Annotated in this window: 14 protein-coding genes and 1 pseudogene; 7 read left to right on the forward strand and 8 right to left on the reverse strand. The window is 59.4% G+C overall.

The window, feature by feature from the left end; translation table 11 throughout:
* Positions 1–29 precede the first annotated feature (29 nt).
* On the forward strand, positions 30–548 hold the full coding sequence (locus JOE33_RS05220; RefSeq protein WP_187625679.1) for a GNAT family N-acetyltransferase: 519 nt from the start codon (positions 30–32) through the stop codon (positions 546–548).
* 24 nt (positions 549–572) lie between these two features.
* Here the strand turns inward: JOE33_RS05220 and JOE33_RS05225 are convergent, their stop codons facing one another.
* Positions 573–1,295, reverse strand: a complete 723-nt coding sequence (locus JOE33_RS05225) for a haloacid dehalogenase type II (RefSeq protein ID WP_187625680.1) — start codon at positions 1,293–1,295, stop codon at positions 573–575.
* A gap of 170 nt (positions 1,296–1,465) precedes the next feature.
* Here JOE33_RS05225 and JOE33_RS05230 point away from each other — a divergent pair, with 170 nt between their 5' ends.
* Both JOE33_RS05230 and JOE33_RS05235 read left to right on the forward strand, forming a co-directional pair.
* Positions 1,466–2,461 (forward strand): aldo/keto reductase, encoded by a 996-nt coding sequence (locus JOE33_RS05230; protein WP_096102898.1) that lies wholly within the window; start codon positions 1,466–1,468, stop codon positions 2,459–2,461.
* 267 nt (positions 2,462–2,728) lie between these two features.
* Positions 2,729–4,369: a methyl-accepting chemotaxis protein gene (locus JOE33_RS05235; protein ID WP_187625681.1), complete on the forward strand. Its 1,641-nt coding sequence runs from the start codon at positions 2,729–2,731 to the stop codon at positions 4,367–4,369.
* A 61-nt stretch (positions 4,370–4,430) separates the two neighbouring features.
* Here JOE33_RS05235 and JOE33_RS05240 read toward each other — a convergent pair whose 3' ends face one another.
* From JOE33_RS05240 to JOE33_RS05260, 5 genes are all read right to left on the reverse strand, one after another.
* Positions 4,431–5,630: an MFS transporter gene (locus tag JOE33_RS05240; RefSeq protein WP_096243261.1), complete on the reverse strand. Its 1,200-nt coding sequence runs from the start codon at positions 5,628–5,630 to the stop codon at positions 4,431–4,433.
* A gap of 301 nt (positions 5,631–5,931) precedes the next feature.
* Positions 5,932–7,224, reverse strand: coding sequence for a sorbosone dehydrogenase family protein (locus JOE33_RS05245; RefSeq protein WP_010429713.1), 1,293 nt, complete (start codon positions 7,222–7,224; stop codon positions 5,932–5,934).
* Positions 7,221–7,649, reverse strand: a complete 429-nt coding sequence (locus JOE33_RS05250; protein WP_054993249.1) for a DUF2231 domain-containing protein — start codon at positions 7,647–7,649, stop codon at positions 7,221–7,223. The genes JOE33_RS05245 and JOE33_RS05250 overlap by 4 nt, the downstream gene beginning before the upstream one ends.
* Positions 7,650–7,795: 146 nt before the next feature.
* Positions 7,796–7,939 (reverse strand): DUF2256 domain-containing protein, encoded by a 144-nt coding sequence (locus JOE33_RS05255; RefSeq protein WP_003315231.1) that lies wholly within the window; start codon positions 7,937–7,939, stop codon positions 7,796–7,798.
* Positions 7,936–9,474, reverse strand: coding sequence for a cryptochrome/photolyase family protein (locus JOE33_RS05260; RefSeq protein WP_187625682.1), 1,539 nt, complete (start codon positions 9,472–9,474; stop codon positions 7,936–7,938). Before JOE33_RS05260 ends, JOE33_RS05255 begins: the two co-directional genes overlap by 4 nt.
* A gap of 256 nt (positions 9,475–9,730) precedes the next feature.
* Here JOE33_RS05260 and JOE33_RS05265 point away from each other — a divergent pair, with 256 nt between their 5' ends.
* Entirely contained in the window at positions 9,731–11,899 is a 2,169-nt protein-coding gene (locus JOE33_RS05265) for a TonB-dependent siderophore receptor (protein ID WP_010429700.1), read from the forward strand.
* A gap of 43 nt (positions 11,900–11,942) precedes the next feature.
* Here the strand turns inward: JOE33_RS05265 and JOE33_RS05270 are convergent.
* A pseudogene (locus JOE33_RS05270) lies at positions 11,943–12,140 on the reverse strand (transcriptional regulator); the annotation flags it as partial.
* Positions 12,141–12,565: 425 nt separating this feature from the next.
* On the opposite strand from JOE33_RS05270, the gene JOE33_RS05275 reads away from it, so the two are divergent.
* Positions 12,566–12,814, forward strand: a complete 249-nt coding sequence (locus JOE33_RS05275) for a hypothetical protein (RefSeq protein WP_032612013.1) — start codon at positions 12,566–12,568, stop codon at positions 12,812–12,814.
* A gap of 59 nt (positions 12,815–12,873) precedes the next feature.
* On the forward strand, positions 12,874–15,564 hold the full coding sequence (locus JOE33_RS05280; RefSeq protein WP_032612015.1) for a glycoside hydrolase family 3 C-terminal domain-containing protein: 2,691 nt from the start codon (positions 12,874–12,876) through the stop codon (positions 15,562–15,564).
* A gap of 64 nt (positions 15,565–15,628) precedes the next feature.
* Here the strand turns inward: JOE33_RS05280 and JOE33_RS05285 are convergent, their stop codons facing one another.
* Positions 15,629–16,282 (reverse strand): TetR/AcrR family transcriptional regulator, encoded by a 654-nt coding sequence (locus JOE33_RS05285; RefSeq protein WP_032612017.1) that lies wholly within the window; start codon positions 16,280–16,282, stop codon positions 15,629–15,631.
* Positions 16,283–16,851: 569 nt separating this feature from the next.
* On the opposite strand from JOE33_RS05285, the gene JOE33_RS05290 reads away from it, so the two are divergent.
* The gene (locus JOE33_RS05290) at positions 16,852–19,722 is read left to right on the forward strand and encodes a PAS domain-containing protein (protein WP_032612019.1); all 2,871 of its coding nucleotides are present in this window, start codon (positions 16,852–16,854) and stop codon (positions 19,720–19,722) included.
* The last annotated feature ends 68 nt before the right edge of the window (positions 19,723–19,790 follow it).

Consider the following 19,790-nt stretch of genomic DNA (forward strand, 5'->3'; position numbering starts at 1 on the left):
GAAACCTGATTCACACGAGCCCGGCCTCCATGACCCTCACCTACCGACGACTGACCCCGGCCGATGCGCCTGCCTATCGCGCCTTGATGCTTGAGGCCTATGAACGTCATCCAGACGCCTTTACCTCTGACGTGAAGGAGCGCGAAGTGCTGCCTGCCCAATGGTGGGAGAAAAGGCTCGATGACAGCGCTGGCGCAACCGAAGTAGTGTTCGCCGCCGTTGAAGACGGTCACTTGCTGGGCGTAGCCGGCCTCTGCGTGGAAACCCGAAACAAGGCCCGACACAAATCGACCCTGTTCGGCATGTATGTGCCCCCGGGGCACAGGAACAGGGGCATCGGCTCTCGATTGGTGCGCAGCGTGCTCGACCATGCGGGAACTCGCCCCGCACTTCTGCTCGTCCAACTCACTGTCACGCAGGGCAACAGCGAAGCAGTCGGACTGTACGAGCGCATGGGCTTCGTGACCTTTGGCCTCGAACCCCTTGCGGTCGCTGTCGGCAACGGGTTTATCGCCAAGGTGCACATGTGGAAAGACTTGCGCGGGTGAGCAGCCAGCCCGGGTAGCGGCGCTTCAGCAATCGAGCGCTTCAGCCACTTCGGTCAGGGAGTCGACGATCACGTCCCAGTCCTGTTCAGCGGTCAGGTCAGACGTCTGGCCTGGCCCGTGCTCGGTGGGACGTCGGACGAAAACGGTCTTGAAGCCATTCGCACGTGCGGCAGTGAGGTCGGCGTTATGCGCAGCCACCATGGCGACGCAGTGCGGCGCCAGGCCCACTGCTTTTGCAGACTTCAGGTAAGTCTGGGGCATCGGTTTGTAGGTGCCGGCAATCTCCGCACCGATGATTACATCCCAGGGCAGTCCGCCGAATTTCGCCAGGTTGAGCATTCCGGCGATGTGTCCGTTCGATAGCGTACCGATCGAGAATCTGCGCTTTAATCGGGTCAGGCCTGCGACCGAGTCGGGCCACGGATCGAGCCGCTCCCAGGCCTTGTTCAGCTCGGCAAGCTCGGCGTCGGGGATGCTGCCGAAATCCACCTCGTGGCGTGCCAGCACTGTTTCGAGACTCTCCCGGTTGAGCACGTCGAGTGTCACGTACGGGCGCTCACCCGCACGCACTCGCTGCATGGAAGGTTGATACAGACCCCGCCACTGATCGGCAAAATCGAGGGGATCGACGTCCACGCCATGCCGCTGCAGAAACGGCGCCGCGGCCCGCGCCACGCCGTTTCGCCAGTCGACAACGGTGCCAAATACATCGAAACCGAGAAACCCTATCTGTTCCAGTCTGGCCATTTTGCTGCTCCCGAATCACGCACAGTCGCTTATAGTTCTACAGATCTAGAACTATAGAACCAATCGCGCCAAAGAGAGTTGTCTCGGGCAGACATTGCCCCAACTGTAAACGTTATGGACGGCACCGAAACGGCTCGGCGACTGGCCAATCAACGATAGACGGAGGATTCATGGACTACGTAAAGCTTGGAAACACAGGGCTGGATATCTCCAGACTGTGCCTTGGATGCATGACCTTCGGCGAGCCCGATGCCGGAACGCATCCCTGGACACTGGGCGAAGAAGCAAGCAGGCCGATCATCAGGCACGCCGTCGAGCAAGGCATCAATTTTTTTGACACTGCCAACAGTTACTCGGCAGGCACCTCGGAAACCATCGTCGGCAAGTTACTGAAGGAATTCACGCGTCGCGACGAGACCGTGATCGCAACGAAGGTGTTCTTTCCGGCAAACATGTGGGAAGGCTCGACCCGGCCTAACGAAAAGGGGCTCTCGCGCAAGGCCATTATGTCCAGTATCGATGCGAGCCTGACGCGGCTCGGCACTGACTATGTCGACCTGTACCAGATCCACCGCTGGGACTATGACACGCCCATCGAGGAAACCATGGAAGCGCTGCACGATGTGGTCAAGGCCGGCAAGGCCAGGTACATCGGCGCGTCCTCCATGTATGCATGGCAGTTCGCCAAGGCCCAGCAGGTGGCGGCCGCGCATGGCTGGAGCAGGTTCGTCTCGATGCAGAATTACCTGAACCTGGTGTATCGCGAAGAGGAGCGCGAGATGATTCCGCTGTGTATCGATCAGGGTGTCGGTCTGATGCCGTGGAGCCCGATGGCACGCGGCCGGCTGACCAGGCCGCATGGTCAGCAGACCGAGCGGACCAGAACCGACGTTTCCGGCCAGTCGTTTTACGAGGCGACGGAAAAGGAAGACGGTCGAGTGATCGATGCCGTGGAACAGCTTGCCGCAGAGCGAGGGGTGCCGATGGCGCAAATCGCACTGGCCTGGGTATTGGCCAAGCGCGGAGTATCAGCGCCCATCGTCGGCGCTTCCAGGGCGACGCAACTGGACGATGCCATCGCAGCACTGCACCTGGTGCTCAGTGATGAGGACATCAAACGCCTCGAGGCACCCTACGTGCCCCATGCAGTAACCGGATTCGTCTGACCGGCGCTGCAAAAAAACCGCAACCGGCGAACGGCATGAGCCTCGCCGGTGACTTGCTGGACACAGCGACCACGAGTACCCAAAAAGATCGCACCCCAGGCTTTCGTAACTGTCATACAGTTCTGAAATAACACCTGTCTATGTCGTCGTGCGCAAATATCTATTGGGCAGTCAGTCCACTGGACGGTATTGTCAGGCCATTCTGAATAAAGGCTCTTTGCCATTATTCAATTCGACTTCTCCTCTTGCCTCGCTCGGGTTCATTCCATGAAAAATCAGGTTTCTCTGGCTACGCGCATCGGCTTGGGATTCGCCGCTGTCGTCTCGCTGCTCATCTTGATCACAGCCGTTGGCATTCAGCGGGTCGGGTTCATCGACAGCACCCTGGAAGACGTAGGCGAAAATGCCGCCAAGGTGCAACGCTATGCGATCAACTTCCGGGGCAGTGTGCATAACCGTGCGATCGCTCTGCGCGATGCCGTGCTGGTCAACAACGACCAGGACCTGGCGCTGCATCTGGCAGAGATGACCCGTCTTGAAAAGGACTATGTCGACTCGGCCGTACCGATGGAGCAGTTGTTCACCAAGCCCAATGTCACTGCCGAAGAACGCCAATTGCTGCGTGGCATCAAGGAAATCGAACAGCAAACGCTCGGCTCTACCAAGAGCGTGATTGCCTTGCGCCGTGCCGGAGACATCGCCGGTGCCCAGGCCTTGTTGCTGAGCCAGACCTCCGGTAACTACAGCGAATGGCTGAAGCGCATCAATGCGCTCATCGACCATGAGGAAGCCTCGATCAGGGTCCAACTGGATAATGTGCAGGCGACCGCCAGCCAGTTCCGTGGCCTGATGCTGCTGGCCACTGCGTTCGCTGTGCTGCTGAGTATTGTGCTGTCGGCATTCATCATCCGCTTCGTGAAAAAGACCCTCGGCGCAGAGCCGGTAGACGTTGCAGAGGCCATTCGCCGACTGGCAGCGGGCGATCTGCAACAATCCATCACCACGGCCTATCCCGACAGCGTCATGGGCGTGCTGAGAACGGCGCTGAACCGTCTTTCGGAAACCATCACCGACGTCCGACTGGCCGCTCAGGAGGTCAGCCAGTCCTCCAGCGTTCTGTCGGCAGCCTCTTCCGCCAACAATACGCAGATCATGGTGCAGACCCGTGAAGCCGAACAGGTGGCTACCGCCATCAGCGAGATGGCCGCGACGGTCAGTGAAGTGTCGGGTTATGCAGCGCAGGCAGCAGATGCGGCACGCCTGGCTGACAGTGAGGTGGCGAACGGCAACAGCCTCGTTGAAGGCACCACCACTGCCATCGAACAACTGGCTGCCACGCTGACCGAAACGACCGGCACCGTGGAGCAGGTCTCACGGCACGGCGAGGAGATCGAAAAGGTGATCGAGGTGATCAACTCGATTGCCTCACAAACCAACCTGCTGGCGCTCAACGCGGCCATTGAAGCCGCCCGCGCGGGCGAGCATGGCCGAGGTTTTGCGGTGGTCGCCGATGAGGTTCGTTCGCTGGCCAATCGCACCCAGCTGTCGACCCAGGAGATTCAAAACATGATCAGCACGCTGCAGGGTGGTACCGAAACTGCCGCACAGAACATGCGCGACAGCTGTGAACTGGTCAATCGTGCCGTGGAGCAGACACGTAATGCCCAAAGCGCCCTGTCGAGAATCAATCAGGAAGTGAGCGCGATCAACCACATGAACGCGCAGATCGCCAGCGCGTCGGTTCAGCAGAGTGCGGTGGCAGAAGACGTTGCGATGAACATCACCAGCATTCACGACTCGACACTCAAATCCGCCAATGGATCGCAGCAGGTGGCAACCGCCAGTGAGGAGCTCGCACATCTCGCGGATCGCCTGACCCGCAAGGTCGCGTTTTTCAAGGCAGGCTGAGGGTGTGATCGGTATAGCGGCGATGGATTCAGCATCGCCGCGATATCTCATTACCGGCAGATCAGTCTGTGCAACTGACCGGCGTTGAGCTGCGCATCGCCAGCATCACGGTGAGCATGGACAGTGCAGCACATACCGCACCGATCACGATGGCGGCGGTAAAGCCGGCCCGGCCGGACACCACACCGCCAATGAACGCTCCCCCGCCAATCGACAGATTCACTACACACACCAGCAACGCCTGAACACCTTCGACACGATTATTGGAGGCCTCGAAACACCAGATCTGTGTGGTGATGGGGATCATCCCGAAAGCGAAACCCCAGACCAGAATCACTGGCCAGAGCAGCCACGGGTTGCCGACGAACATCAGCAGCGCCGTCAGCGAGCCCAGCATCAGCAGGGTCATGATCAGCACCGAGGACGGCGCGCTTCTGGCCGCCAGGGCTCCGCCGGCCAGATTGCCTGCCACCGCAGCCAGACCGAACGCGAAGAGCAATGCCCCCAGCGCCTGACCCTGGATATGTGCGAATTCCTGCACGAAGGGCGCTAGATAAGTGTAGGCCGCGAAGTGCCCGACATAGATCAACAGTGCAGCGGCGAACATGCGACGGATGCGCTGCTCGCCAGCCAGCGACAACATCTGGCTAATGCCGGCAGAACGCTCGCCCGGCAACGCAGGCAGGAAGGTTGCGATCAACAACGCCACTGCAACCGTGACCACCGCCGCTGTTTCGAATGCGGCCCGCCAGCCAAAGGCCTCACCGATCAACGTACCGGCCGGAATCCCGGCGACAGTGCCGATCGAGACGCCCGCCAGCACATACGCGGTGGCCTTTACGCCCTCCTTGCCGGGCCTCAGGCGCGGCCCCAGCGACCCGGCAATCGTCCAGAACCCCCCCAGCGCGAAGCCAAGCAGTACCCTGCCTGCAAGCGTCAGCCAGAAGTGCGTGGACAACGCGACGATCAGGTTGGATGCCAGCAGTATCGACAGCAGCCCGAGCAGCAGGCGTTTGCGATCGACATGACTGAACAGGGCAATACAGGAGGGTGCCGAAATGGCCGCGAGGATGCCGGGAACGGCCATCATCAAGCCTGTCTGGCTGATGCTGGTGCCCAGGTCGCGAGCGATATCGGGCAGCAGCCCGACCGGCAGAAATTCAGTGGTGACAGTGGCGAACGATCCAAGCGATACACTGCCGACAGCCCACCATGAAGCGGGTTTTGTTTCGACGTTTCCAGCGGTTTCAAAGCGACTCACAGCGGTTCCAGAATTCGGGGATGGCAGCGACCGACCTCTCAGGCCAGCGCATGGATGCGGCCAACCCTAACGTGTAAGGCCGCATCAAGGCCACCTTGAGAGGGAGTTTTGTTTCAGTGAAGCGAGGTAATTCCTGCGAAGACCGGCTATCGGGCCGGTGCTCCGCGTCGAGGTCCATGGATGACGCAGAGCGTCACGAACGGCATTCCCACGCGGAGCGTGGGAACGATCAATCACCCACTATCGTGCCGACGCTCTGCGCAGGAACGATCAATCAACAACGACCTCTGGCTATCGTGACCTACTTGTTGCGGGTCACTCTCCAGATGGTGTTTGCCAGGTCGTCGGCGATGATGAGTGCGCCTTTCGGATCAACCGTCACGCCTACCGGCCGGCCGCGCGTCTTGCCGTCGGCTCCACGGAAACCGGTTGCGAAATCCACAGGCTCACCGGCGGGACGCCCGTTGCTGAACGGCACGAAGATCACCTTGTAACCCACCGGGTTATCGCGGTTCCAGCTGCCATGCTCACCGACGAACACGCCATCGGCAAACTTGTCGCCCATGGCCGGGATCGAGAACGACACGCCCAGTGCGGCGACGTGCGAACCGAGGCTGTAATCAGGCTTGATCGCCGCAGCGACTTTGGCCGGATTCTGCGGTTGGGCACGCGTGTCGACATTCTGGCCCCAATAGCTGTAAGGCCAGCCGTAGAACGCGCCCTCCTTCACCGAGGTCAGGTAGTCCGGTACCAGATCAGGCCCCAGTTCGTCACGCTCGTTGACCACCGTCCACAGTTGCCCGGTGCCCGGCTGAATCGCCAGTGCCGTCGGGTTGCGCAGACCGGTCGCATAAGGCTTGTGGGCACCGGTGGCGGCGTCGATCTGCCAGACCATCGCCCGATCGATCTCGACCTCCATGCCACGCTCGGTCACGTTGCTGTTCGAGCCGATACCGACATACAGGAAGCGGCCATCGGGGCTTGCCGTGAGCGCCTTGGTCCAGTGGTGGTTGATCGCCGAAGGCAGATCGGTGACCTTGGTCGGCTCACCGCTGGCCTTGGTCTGACCTTCCTGATAATCGAAGCTGACCAGCGCATCCTGGTTGGCCACGTACAGCTTGCCGTTCGCGAAGGCCAGGCCATAAGGCGCATTGAGGTTCTCGGCGAAGACCGTCTTCAGCTCATACTTGCCGTCGCCGTCCGCGTCCCGCAACAGCGTCAGACGATTACCGCTTTTGACCTTGGTGTTGCCCTGGGCCTTGATGACGCTGGCAATCACGTCCTTGGGCTTGAGCTTGGCAGCACTGCCGCCGCGCCCTTCGGCAACGATGATATCGCCGTTGGGCAAAACGATGGACTGACGTGGAATATTCAGATCGCTGGCAATCGCCGTGATGCTGAAACCCTCAGGCACGGCAGGCTTTTGATCGCCCCATGCGGTCGGTTCGGCAATCTTCATGCTCGGCAACAGGCCGCGTTGCGGATCCGGCAGCTTCGGATCCGGTCCGCGCGCCTGAGTGCTGTCTGCTTCACCACCACAGGCGCTCAGCAGCAGCGCCATGCTCAATGCGGTCAATGCGTGGGTATTTCTCATTCTGCACCTCCGGAACGCAGGCTGGTGAGCCCGGTCCACGTCGCAACGCAGGCCAGAACAGTGACGATGACCGACAGGATCAAGCCGGACGGCATGACCGCCCAGGCGTCTTTTGCATGCTCGAAGGCATTGACCAGCCCCAGCACCCAGGTGACCAGCAACAACAGGAAGTACACCACAGGACGACCGCCCTTGTGATCGGCGCGAACCAGATTGACCAACGCGAACAGCAACGCCAGCCCGCAGAACAACAGGCCTCCGGCAATCAGCCAGGCGGCAAAGTTGCTCCACTGAATCTGAAAGGTCTGGTAATAGGCAATATCACTCAGCAAGCCGCCGAGAAACAAAGGCACGGTTCCGGCAAGCAAGGTCGCATGTAGCGGGCCTGGCGTGTAGCGGTAGACGGGATGGGTGGTTACGGTCATGACGGCTCCTTTTCGTTCGGCGACCCTGGATCAAAACTCAGTGCGGATGCGCTGGCAGGTCGGGGTCGCGCTGAATGCGCATAAGGAAGGATCATGCTGAGCAAGCGATAGTTCAGCGCTTTTCATTTCGAAATATTTTGAAAACGCTACTCGCGTGCCGTGCGCTTGTTTCGCCGGCAACGCTCAGAGCAGTAAAGCACCTCATCCCAGCAGCGCGCCCACTTCTTGCGCCAGGTGAACGGCAGCCCGCAGACTACGCAGGTCTTGACCGGCAACTCGTTCTTTTTCAAAGCGCCTCTCCGGCATCCAGTCTGGCCAACAAATGCTCACCCCGCTCCCATAGCGCCTGTTGCTTGGGCTCGGCCATCCGATCAAGGTTTTTGTAGATAATTGCCATGCGCTGATTGCGCCGTAACAGGTCGCCGTGACGCATCAGGAAATGCCAGTAGAGCGCATTGAATGGGCAGGCATCCTCAGTGGTGCTTTCAGTGACCTTGTACGCACAGCCGCGGCAATAGTCAGACATGCGTTTGATGTACTGACCGCTGGCGCAATAGGGCTTGGAACCCAGATAGCCGCCATCCGCATGCATGACCATGCCCAGCGTATTGGGCAGCTCGACCCAGTCGAAGGCGTCCATGTAGATCGCCAGATACCACTCGCAGATCTGCTCCGGCACGATGCCGGCAAGCAGGGCAAAGTTGCCGGTCACCATCAGGCGCTGAATATGGTGGGCATAAGCATGCTTCAGACTCTGGCCGATGGCCTGACTCATGCAGTTCATCTTGGTTTCGCCGGTCCAGTAAAACTCGGGCAGCGGCCTGCTGTTACCGAACAGATTGCCGCTCGCGTAATCGGGCATTTTCAGCCAATAGACGCCACGCACATACTCCCGCCAGCCGATCAGTTGGCGAATGAAACCTTCGGCGGCATTCAGCCCCACCCTGCCCGACCAGTACGCAGACTCAACATCGCTGCAGATCTGACGCAAGTCCAGCAGTCCGATATTCAACGCTGCGCTGATCCGCGCATGAAACAGAAACGGCTCATCGGTGGCCATGGCGTCCTGATAATCGCCAAAACCGGCCAAGCCATAGTCCAGAAAGTATGCCCACAGCGCCTGAGCGTCGACGTGCGTAACCGGATAGTCGAAGGTCTCCAGCGAGCCGTAATGGCTGGCAAAGCGCTCGCCTACCAGCTTCAGTACCTGGCAGGTAATGGTGTCGGCGGAAAAGCGCAGCGGATAAGGCGCTGCCACGCCCTTGGGCAGGGCCTTGCGATTCTCCGCATCAAAGTTCCAGGCACCACCGACCGGCGTACCGTCGCCGTTCAACAGCAGCCTGCTTTTGCGGCGCATCTCCCGGTAAAAGAACTCCATGCGCAGCTGCTTCTTGCCTTGCGCCCAGGACGAGAACTCGTCACGGGAACAGAGAAAGCGCGTGTCGGCGTACCACTGGATCGGCAACCCGCAGTCTTTGATTGACTGTTCCAGACGCCAGTCGCCGCACTCGGTAATGTGCAGCTGTTCTGCCTGCAGCAGGGCCTGCCAGCGCTGTAACTCACCCGGCACCGACCCTGTGTTCTGCGGATCATCGAGCATGACGTACTGCACCCGGACACCATGCTCACGCAGCGCCTCGGCAAAATGCCGCATGGCACTGAAGATCAGCACGATCTTCTGCGGATGATGCGGCACATGACTCGCCTCCTCCATGACCTCGACCATCAGGACCGTGTCGCGCTCGGGGATCAGGCCCTTCAAGGACGCAAGGTCGAAGGAGAGTTGGTCGCCGAGAACCAGATGGAGATGAGGGGATTGAGTCAATGGAAGAGGCTCCGCAGCCATAAAAACTTGTACCAATGTAATTTCATGTACAAGATTTTCATAGAGTTTTTCGATGGGATACCTGCCCGACACTCAGGCCTACACACACCCGGCCTCACTCTGGAAATGTGAAAATTTTGTTAACTATTTGTTCGCAGTGTCTTTTTCTGATCGAAACAACCTGTCACACTAATGCGAACCATTATCAACATTATTATCATCCTGCCATGGACGGCGTCGAGGGAGTGTCGGGTTCATGTCGGGGCAACAATCGCAAAGCCGTAATCGTTTCACACCGGGTCTGCTGGCCATGGGCATCTGGGCTGCCACCACGCAGGCAGCCTTTGCCGCTGAAGCACAGGTTGGCGAAGCACAGCCCGCCACGACCATGGAACTGGGCGCCACAGAGATCAGCAGCGATCAACTTGGCTCTACCACCGAAGGCAGTCAGTCCTACACCACCGGCCCGATGCAGACAGCGACCAAGTTACCGCTGACCATTCGTGAAACGCCGCAGGCCGTGACGGTCGTCACCCGTCAGCGCATGGACGATCAGGCCATGACCAGCATCAATGACGTGGTGAGGTACACCCCTGGACTGTTTCTGGACCAGTCCAGCGGACCCGGTCGGCAAACCTACACGTCGCGCGGTTTCGACATCGACAACATCATGTACGACGGCCTGCCCGCCTCGTACTCGGGCTACACGGCAGGCGTTCAACCCAATCTGGCCATGTTCGATCATGTCGAAGTGATCAGAGGCGCGACTGGCCTGGCGACAGGCTCCGGCAATCCTTCGGCAGCGATCAATATGGTGCGCAAGCGCCCTACCGCCGTGCCACAGGTCTCCCTTACCGGCACGGTCGGCAGTTGGGACGATTACCGTGGCGTCTTCGATGCGTCCGGCCCACTGAACGACAGCCGCACGGTTCGCGGCCGGATAGTCGGCTCCTACCAGGATGCCAACAGCTTCCGCGACAAGGAAAAGAGCGATCACGGCGTGTTCTATGGGGTGATCGAAGCCGATCTGAGCGACGCAACGACCGCCACCCTGGGCCTGTCTCGTCAGGAAGATCAGACCAACTATTTCTGGGGCGGCCTGCCCCTCGGCGCTGATGGTCACCACCTGAACCTGCCGCGCTCCACCTATTCCGGCTCGGATTGGGAAAACAAGAAAATCCAGATAGACACCGTGTTCGGTGAGCTGGAGCACCGTTTCGACAACGACTGGAAACTGCGCGTAGCGGGCTCGAGCTCGTCGCTGGACGGCCTGTTTTCGGGGACCTACCTGTCTCGCTACAACGGCCCGCTGGAAACCACGGCCTACCAGTCGAGGCCGGAAGAGAAGCAGACCGCCTTCGATGTCTACGCCAGTGGGCCGGTCGAAGCCTTTGGCCGCACTCATGAAGTGGTGGTCGGTACCAGCCGGCGCGTGTACGACCAGACCAGCAAGGAATACAGCCCCTACGACACCGGACTGCCCATCGGCGCACCAAAGCCGGACTTCGTCCGCGATGGCAAGACGCACAGCATCGCCACCCAGGATGCGGTGTATCTCACCACACGCCTGAGCCTGGCCGATCCGCTGACCCTGATCCTCGGCGGCCGTCTGGACTGGTACGACTACGATGACCGCGCCGGCGACGAAGACTACAAGGTCACCCGTAACCTGACGCGCTACGCAGGGCTGATCTATAAGCTGGATGACCACCACTCGCTGTACACCAGCTACACCGACGTCTTTCAGCCGCAGAGCGCACAGGACCTGTCCGGCAAGGTGCTCAAGCCGGTGGTTGGCGAAAACTATGAAGTCGGTATCAAGGGTGAATACTTCAACGGCGCCCTCAACACCTCCCTGGCGGTGTTCCAGATCGACCAGAAAAACCTCAAGACCCAGTCGCCGACCCAGGCGGGCTGCGCGGTTCTGACCTGCTACGACGCTGCCGGTCTGGTACGCAGTCAGGGCATCGAGATGGAACTGCAAGGCGCGCTGACCGAGAACTGGCAAGTCGGCGCAGGCTACACCTACGCTCGCACCCACTACCTCAAGGACGCCGATCCGGCGAACAAGAACCAGCAATTCAACACCGATACACCCGAGCATCTGTTCAAGGTGTCGACGGTCTATCGCCTGCAGGGCGCACTGGAGAAAATGCGCGTCGGTGGCAACGTCTACTGGCAGAGCCGCATGTACAACGATATCGCGCTCACCGATGGCAGCTATCGCCTGGAACAGGGCAGCTACGCCGTCGCCGACCTGATGGCGGGGTATCAGGTGAGCAAGAACCTCGACTTGCAACTGAACGCCAACAACATCTTCGACCGCACCTACTACACGGCAATTGGCGCAAGCTCAGTCTGGGGCTCCACCGACGTCTACGGCAACCCGCGCAGCTATGCGCTGACGGCCAAGTACAGCTTCTGAACCTGAGCCACGCTGCTACCGGACATGCTCGGTAGCGGCGTGGTTACCCAAGCGGTTGCGCACCGCCTTCCAAGCCAAACGCCTTCGCCATCCCTCCTGCTCCTTTGGGCGTCAGCTTCACTGTTCTGGAATCCAGATGGCGGCTTACCCATCCACGCTTGAGCATCAGTTCCAGCAGCGCAGCGCCCAATGCGCCGCCTATATGCGAGGCGCGTTCACTCCAGTCCAGAGAGGCATAGGCATTCTTCGGTGGCGTACGGACTTTATTCGACGGGCCTGAAGGCGACGTGATGATGCTGGCACTCACTGCCAGTATTCAGGCGGCAGCGATACTTGCGCTTATCAGCACGCGACCGCATTAAACAACATAAAAAACGTAAAACAGAGTGAACACTCTGCTTTTTAAAAAGACGATTAATGTCTATAAAACATAGAAAATCATAAAAATATTGTCCATAAAATTAACTTTATGAAATATAAACAACATAAAAATCATAACGCCGCTATATAAATTTACTCTAAATCAAATATATAAAATTGCTTTCGTGTATTTTACCGTTCAGCAATTTTCTGCTTGTTACGCACGCCTTGAATGAACTGTCAGCGGCCCTGAGCCGCCGACTTGCCTGTCTGCCTGTTTCATATTTCTGTTTGGAGATTCTCCCGATGGCCAGCCCCCTGCTGCCTGTTGTTGCCACTTTACTGATGTCCCTTGCCGCCCTCCCGGTGTCTGCCGCTGACAGGCAGAACCCGCTGCCATCCACGTCGAGCGAGCGCCGCGCAGAAGTCGACGCCCAGCGCGAGCAGATCACCGGTGCCGACGTTGCCGCACAGAAAACGCCCAATGGTGCGCAAACGGTGGTGGATGCACCGATCGACACTGCGGACGCTCCTGCCGGCAATGAAGACCACTGAGTGACCCACTGACTGCAACCGATCAACCCATGAATGACGTAAGGAACAACTCCGTGTCCATGATCAAACAAGGCCTGGGCCTGAGCCTGTTGGCGCTCGGTATCGCCCAGGCAGGCAGCGTATTCGCTGTCACGCCGATGACCGGCAATGAAGTGGAAGCGCGCGTAGGCGCGATGCTGGACAACATGACGCAATCGGAAAAAATCAATTTTTCGCGCGTTGACGACGGCCGCATGATTCCCAAGCTGGACAAGTTCAACCTGCAGGGCACGGTCGCCTATGACTCGGCGATGGGCGTACTGGTCGGCGGCAAGACGTTCGGCGCGCAGTACCCTTCCCCGTCAGCACTCGCGGCCACCTGGAGCATTAACCGGGCCAAGGAATTCGGTCTGGCCATCGGCTACGAAACCCGCATCGCAGGCGGTCAGCAGATGCTGTCGCCAGCCATCAACCTGTACCGCACGCCGTTCAACGGCCGGGCGGCTGAGTACATGAGCGGGGAAGATCCGTTTCTCGGCGCAGTACTGGCCCCTGCCGTCACCAACGGTATCCAGGTTCAGGGCATCCAGGCGGCCGCCAAGCATTACCTGATGAACGAGCAGGAAGCGAACCGTCATTATCTGGATGTGAAGATCGACGAACGAGCGATGCAGGAGCTGTACCTGCCGGGCTTCGAGTCGCTGGTCAAGAACTCGAATATCGCCTCGATCATGTGTGGCTACAACAAGATCAACGGCGAATACGCGTGTGAAAACCACCACCTCATCACCGATATCCTGAAAGGCCAGTGGGGCTTTCAAGGTAACGTCATGAGCGATTTCAACTCGGTTCAGGACGCCTTCAAAGGTGCCTGGGCCGGTACCGATATCGACATGCCCAGCGGCCTTCAGTTTACCGAAGCCAAACTGCTGCCTTATGTCTGGAATGGTCAGTTGCACCAGAACGTGATCGACGACAAGGTGCGCCGGAACCTGAGGGCACTGGTCAGCTACGGCTTTGACAAAGGGATCAACAAGGCGCAGCCACTGGAGCATCGTGAATACGGTCAGCTGGCGGCCTTGAACGTGGCCAGAGAATCGATCGTCCTGCTGCGCAACGAGCCAGTGGACGGGCAGAAACCTCTGCTGCCATTGTCCAGAAACGCAAGGATCGCCGTCATTGGCGACATGGCCATGCAGCCACCGACCGCGCCGTTCGGTACCGCCTATTCGGCACCGGCCAGTTATGTCACCGAAGTGAGCGGACTGAAGCAACTGGCGTCTAGCCCATCCAATGTGGACTACCTGCCACAGATGAGCCTGAACCCTAAGTCATCGGTCTGGTATCAGCCTGGCAGTGACCAACAGGCGATCAGCAATACCGGCGTAAAAGCCGAGTATTACGCCAACACCTCGCTGTCCGGCGATCCGGTTGCAACCCGCATCGAGCCGGGCGTCAATCTGGACTGGATTACCAACACCAACGTCACTGATTACGGCAGCAGCGCGGTCAATGGCTACAGCCCTTCAGCCGGTTCGTTCTCGGCCCGTTTCACTGGCAAGATCAAACCGACGATCACCGGCCCTCAGGTGTTCAAGGTCCGTGCGGACGGTGCCTATAAACTCTGGATCAATGATGAACTGGTGCTCGAGGACGAGGGTTCGCAAGTCTCGTTCGATCTGATTCCAGTGGTTCCGCGAACGGTTAAAACGCTGAACCTCAAGGCCGGTACCGAGTACAACGTGCGTCTCGAATACCGCCGGCTCAAGGGCAACTTCACCCCGGTACTGGGCGGCATGAACGGCGTGCAGATGAGCTGGGCATCGTTGCGTCCACCGAAGAACCTAGGGGATTACGACGCTGTCGTGGTAGCCGCCGGCAACAACTTCGAATACGAGGGTGAGTCGCTTGACCGTCCGTTCGAACTGCCGCAATTCCAGTCCGAGCTGATCGGCTTCATTCAGAAAGCCAACCCGAAAACCATCGTGGTGCTGCACGGTGGCGGTGGCATGGACATGCAGCCGTGGGCTGACAAGGTAGCCGCGTCTCTGCATGCCTGGTATCCAGGGCAACAGGGCGGTCAGGCACTGGCTGAGATCCTCTTCGGCAAGGTCAATCCGTCGGGCAAGCTGCCGATCACGCTGGACAAGAAGGCGCAGGACAATCCGAGCTACGCATCGTACTCGAACCCGGTGCCGTACTATTTCAGCAGCCCTAACCCGCCTGTCGAGATGAGCTACAGCGAAGGTCTGTACCTGGGCTATCGCGGTTACGACAAGAAGCACACCAAACCGCTCTACCCATTCGGTTTCGGCCTTTCGTATACCACTTATGCGTACAGCGATCTGAAGCTGTCGAGCAACGTGCTGGCACCGGGCGCGACCATTCAAGCGTCGTTCAAGGTTACCAACACGGGTGACAAGGCCGGTTTTGAAGTGGCTCAGCTGTACGTGCAGCCTTCCAAGCCGCTGGTTGATCGTCCAGAGAAAGAGCTGAAGGGCTTTTCCAAGGTTTACCTGAAGCCTGGCGAAAGCAAGACCGTGACCATCGCACTGGACTCGCGTTCGTTCGCTTACTACTCAGCAAACTCGGTGAGCTGGAACGTTGATCCTGGCAAGTTCAAGGTGCTGGTGGGCAAGGACTCGGAAAACCTGACACTCGACCGCACGGTTGTAGCGCTGTACCCGGAAAAATTGACCACTCGCGACTCCAACCCGCTGCCGATCCCCCTGCGCAAGGCCGTACAGGTCAAGGCAGAACAGGCTTACTAAGCGACATTTCTCACGCGTCAAAGGCATCGGTGGTCGACAGGACCATCGATGCCTTCCTGGCAGCTCAATGTGCAGCCAGATCCCGCGCCAGTCGTTCGAGAAACCTGGCAAACCCCTCCTCTATCTGCACATTTCCTGGCGATCGAAGCCATTGAATCTGCATGCCATCCATCATGGCGGCGATCTCAAGGCTGATCTGCCTTGCGTCAATATCCGCTCGAATTTCGCCCTCCTCGACCAGCAACTTCAGATGCGCCTGAAGATGACCGTGCACAATCGCGAAACGCTCGCTGAACCAGCGGTGTGCAGGATGCGTGACCGACAGACTTTCAGTGTTGATGATCATCAGCGCCTGGCTGACCGCGGCGTCTTCGATACTGAAGCTCATGACCTGCTTCAGAAAGGACAGGAACCCCTGCAGAGAAGCGACCTGATCGGCATCCTGCAGCCGGCCGGCAATGTACTGGTCGCGATGTTCGAGAACAGCTTGCAGCAACACCAGTTTGGTCGGGAAATGGTGCAGCAGGCCGACCTGAGAGAGACCTGCCACTTTGGCAATGTTGGTCAGCGAGGCACCGGCGTAGCCATCACGGGCGAAGAGGGTCATGGCCGCCTTGATGATTTCGGCCTTGCGCACCTCGCCCTTGGGCAGGCGACGTTTGGCTGCTGGCTGCTTGGCTGCGCTGGGTGTACCGGAGCTGTTTGCATTGATGGACATACGAAGGGCACGTTTCGCATAACGAAAGGGTAAATCCTAGCATGTGCTCCGAAGAACCCCTGAAAAAAGGCTGCTCCGCAAGCACAATTCGCATCAGCTCATGAGCAATGTGCGCAGCTTGCAAAAAAGTCATTCCCCTGGCCTGAAGCCCTCTAAAGAAAGCCGCCCACAGGCCGATGAACACCCGGACAAATTGCCGTGCTTTTGGACACTCCCCTTCAATCAGCGCAGGACACAATGGCTGCTTTAAATTCCTGATCCCTCGAAACCCGATTCGTCGGCAGGTGTCCACTGACATGGCCGCTGTTACGCAGTCACGACAGGCCGTGAGTTCAAGCGCGAGAATGACCGTATGGTGGTCGTCATAGAAAGACCAGCATCAGGTGTAGCCTGTCGAGAGAAAGCAGTCCGCTCGCTGCGCCCCGCGGACGGGCAAATGCAGATCTGAATAACGACCGGATTCAACGTGCAAAGCAGGCCACCGGCAAGTGCCCGCCCATGCCAAACATAACGTGTGAGCGGGAGGCGCTCTGAAAGACCTGACTAGAGAAGAGCTTGAAGCGCAGATCGTGGACCTGCGCAGAATGCTTGAAGAAGCCGGCATCGACGCCGCAACGAATACCTGTCGACCCGCAGCCATCGGCCGCGAGGCACGCCAGCGCGCAGTTTTTGACAGCGCGATGGATTTCGCCATGATCCTGACCGATCGCGAAGGCATCATTACCGACTGGAACCCGGGCGCAGAGCAGGTTCTGGGCTGGAACCAGGATGAGATGGTTGGCCAGAGCGCCGAACGTTTCTTTACGCGCGAGGATGTGGCCAACGACCGGATCGACCATGAGATGCAGCTTGCGCTGAGTGTAGGCCGGGCGTCGGACGAGCGCTGGCACCTGCGCAAGGACGGCCAGCTGTTCTGGGCATCAGGCGAGATGATGCCACTCTACGATGAAAAGAATACGCACCTCGGCTTCGTGAAGATCCTGCGCGACCGCACGCCCGAACATCTGGCGGGCCGCGCGACCGAAGAAGCCCAGGAACGGCACCGGCTGGCCGCCAAGGCGACCAATGACGCGATATGGGATTGGGACTTTGCAGCCAATCTGGTGCTCTGGAACGACGCGCTGGAAGAGGCCTACGGCTACCCGTTGGCAACGCTGGACAAGTCCGGTGACTGGTGGATGGGCCAGATCCATCCCGACGATCGTACCCGCGTGTACAACTCCATTCATGCCGTGATCGATGGCAATGGCACTGCCTGGACGGATGAATACCGCTTTCGTCGTCTGGACGGGTCCTATGCCGACGTACTGGACCGCGGCCATGTGATACGCGATATCGACGGCCAGGCAGTGCGCATGATCGGTGCAATGCTCGATATGTCGCAGATGCGCAAGGCCGAAACGGCACTGCGCCAGAGCGAAGAGCGCTCGAGGGCCATGCTGGAGACCATCGAAGCCGCATTCGCCATCATTCAGGTCAAGTTCGATGCCGATGACAGCCCGGTTGACTACCGTTTCATCGAAGCCAACCCCGCCTTTGAACGTCAGGCCGGTGTCGATCTGCGCGGCAAGTGGGTGACCGAGTTCGCGCCGGACCTGGAGCGGTTCTGGTTCGAAGCCTATGGGCACGTCGCCAAAACCGGCGAGCCTGCCAACTTCGAGAACTATGCCAAGGCTTTCGAACGCTGGTTTGAAGTCAAGGCGGTGCGTGTCGGTGAACCGGCTGACCGGCAGATTGCGGTCATCTTCAGTGATGTGACTGCACGACGCGACGCCGAGGAGCGCTTGCGCACCAGCGAGGCCGTTGCACGCGAAAACGTCGACCGCGTTCAGCTCGCTCTGGCCGCCGGTGCAATCATCGGCACCTGGCACTGGGACTTGCCGACCGATCGCTTCACCGTGGACGAAGCCTTCGCCAAGGCATTCGGCCTGGATGCCGCGCTGGGCCGTGAAGGCCTGAGCCTGGAGCAAGTCATTGCCACTGTTCACCCTGAAGACAAGCAAAGCCTGATCAATGCGATCAATGCGGTCATCACCAACGGGCGTGTTTACGCCCACCAGTACCGTGTTCGTCGTACCGACGGGATCTACTACTGGATTGAAGCCAACGGCCGGGTCGACCGGGCCGAGGACGGCACGCCTTTGAGCTTCCCCGGCGTGCTCATCAACGTTGACGAGCGGCGCGCCGTGGCAGCCGAACGCGACCGTGCCACTGCTGCGCTGCGGGCACTCAACGACACACTTGAGCAACGCGTGGCATCGCGCACCACCGAACTCATGCAAGCCGAAGAGAAGCTGCGCCAGTCACAGAAAATGGAAGCGGTAGGGCAACTGACCGGTGGCCTCGCCCACGACTTCAACAACCTGCTGGCAGGTATTTCCGGCGCTCTGGAACTGATGGGTACCCGGATCGAGCAAGGCCGCTGGGGCGAGGTCGACAAGTACATCGTGACCGCCCAAGGCGCGGCCAAACGTGCAGCGGCCCTGACGCACCGGCTGCTGGCCTTCTCCCGACGCCAGACCCTGGACCCGCAGCCGACCGACGTGAACAGGCTGATGAAAGGCATGACCGACCTGATCCAGCGCACCGTCGGCCCCAGCATCGTGGTCGAGACCATAGGCGCCACGGAGCTGTGGCCGACACTGGTCGATGCCAGCCAGCTGGAAAACGCGCTGCTGAACCTGTGCATCAACGCCCGCGATGCGATGCCGGACGGCGGCCGCATCAGCATCGAGTCGAGCAACCGCTGGATAGACGGCGATGTGGCACGCGCACACGATATGCCCGAGGGCCACTATTTGTCGCTGTGCGTGACCGATACCGGTACCGGCATGACGCCTGATGTCATCGCCAAGGCATTCGATCCCTTCTTCACCACCAAGCCCATTGGCCAAGGCACAGGGCTGGGTCTGTCGATGATTTACGGATTTGCCAATCAGTCTGGCGGACGGGTGCTCATTCAGTCGGAGGTCGGCAAGGGCACCGCAATATCGCTGTACCTGCCCCGCTACGAGGGTACTGCGGCCAGGGACGAAGGCGATGTGCACAAGGCACCGTTCGAGTTCACCCAGTCCGGGGAAACCATCCTGATCGTGGACGACGAACCCACGGTGCGCATGCTGCTCACCGATGCCCTCGGCGACCTGGGCTATACGCTGATCGAAGCCGCCGACAGCCTGGCCGGCCTCAAGCTGCTGCGTTCGGATGTGCATATCGATCTGCTTATCACTGACGTGGGTTTGCCGGGTGGCATGAACGGACGACAAATGGCCGATGCCGGACGCGAGGTCCGCCCGCATCTGAAGACCCTGTTCATCACCGGCTACGCGGAAAACGCTGCCATCGGTGATGAACAACTCGGGCCAGGAATGCGCGTGCTGACCAAGCCGTTTGCAATCGATGCCCTGGCCGCCAGAGTCCAGGAACTGATGAGTGTCTGAGTAAACGGCCCGGTGCAACTCTGCCCCGGGCCGTCAACATTGAGCGCTGCGCAAACCCGGTGCTAACA

The sequence above is a fragment of the Pseudomonas sp. PvP027 genome (assembly GCF_017833005.1).
GTDB classification, from domain to species: domain Bacteria; phylum Pseudomonadota; class Gammaproteobacteria; order Pseudomonadales; family Pseudomonadaceae; genus Aquipseudomonas; species Aquipseudomonas congelans.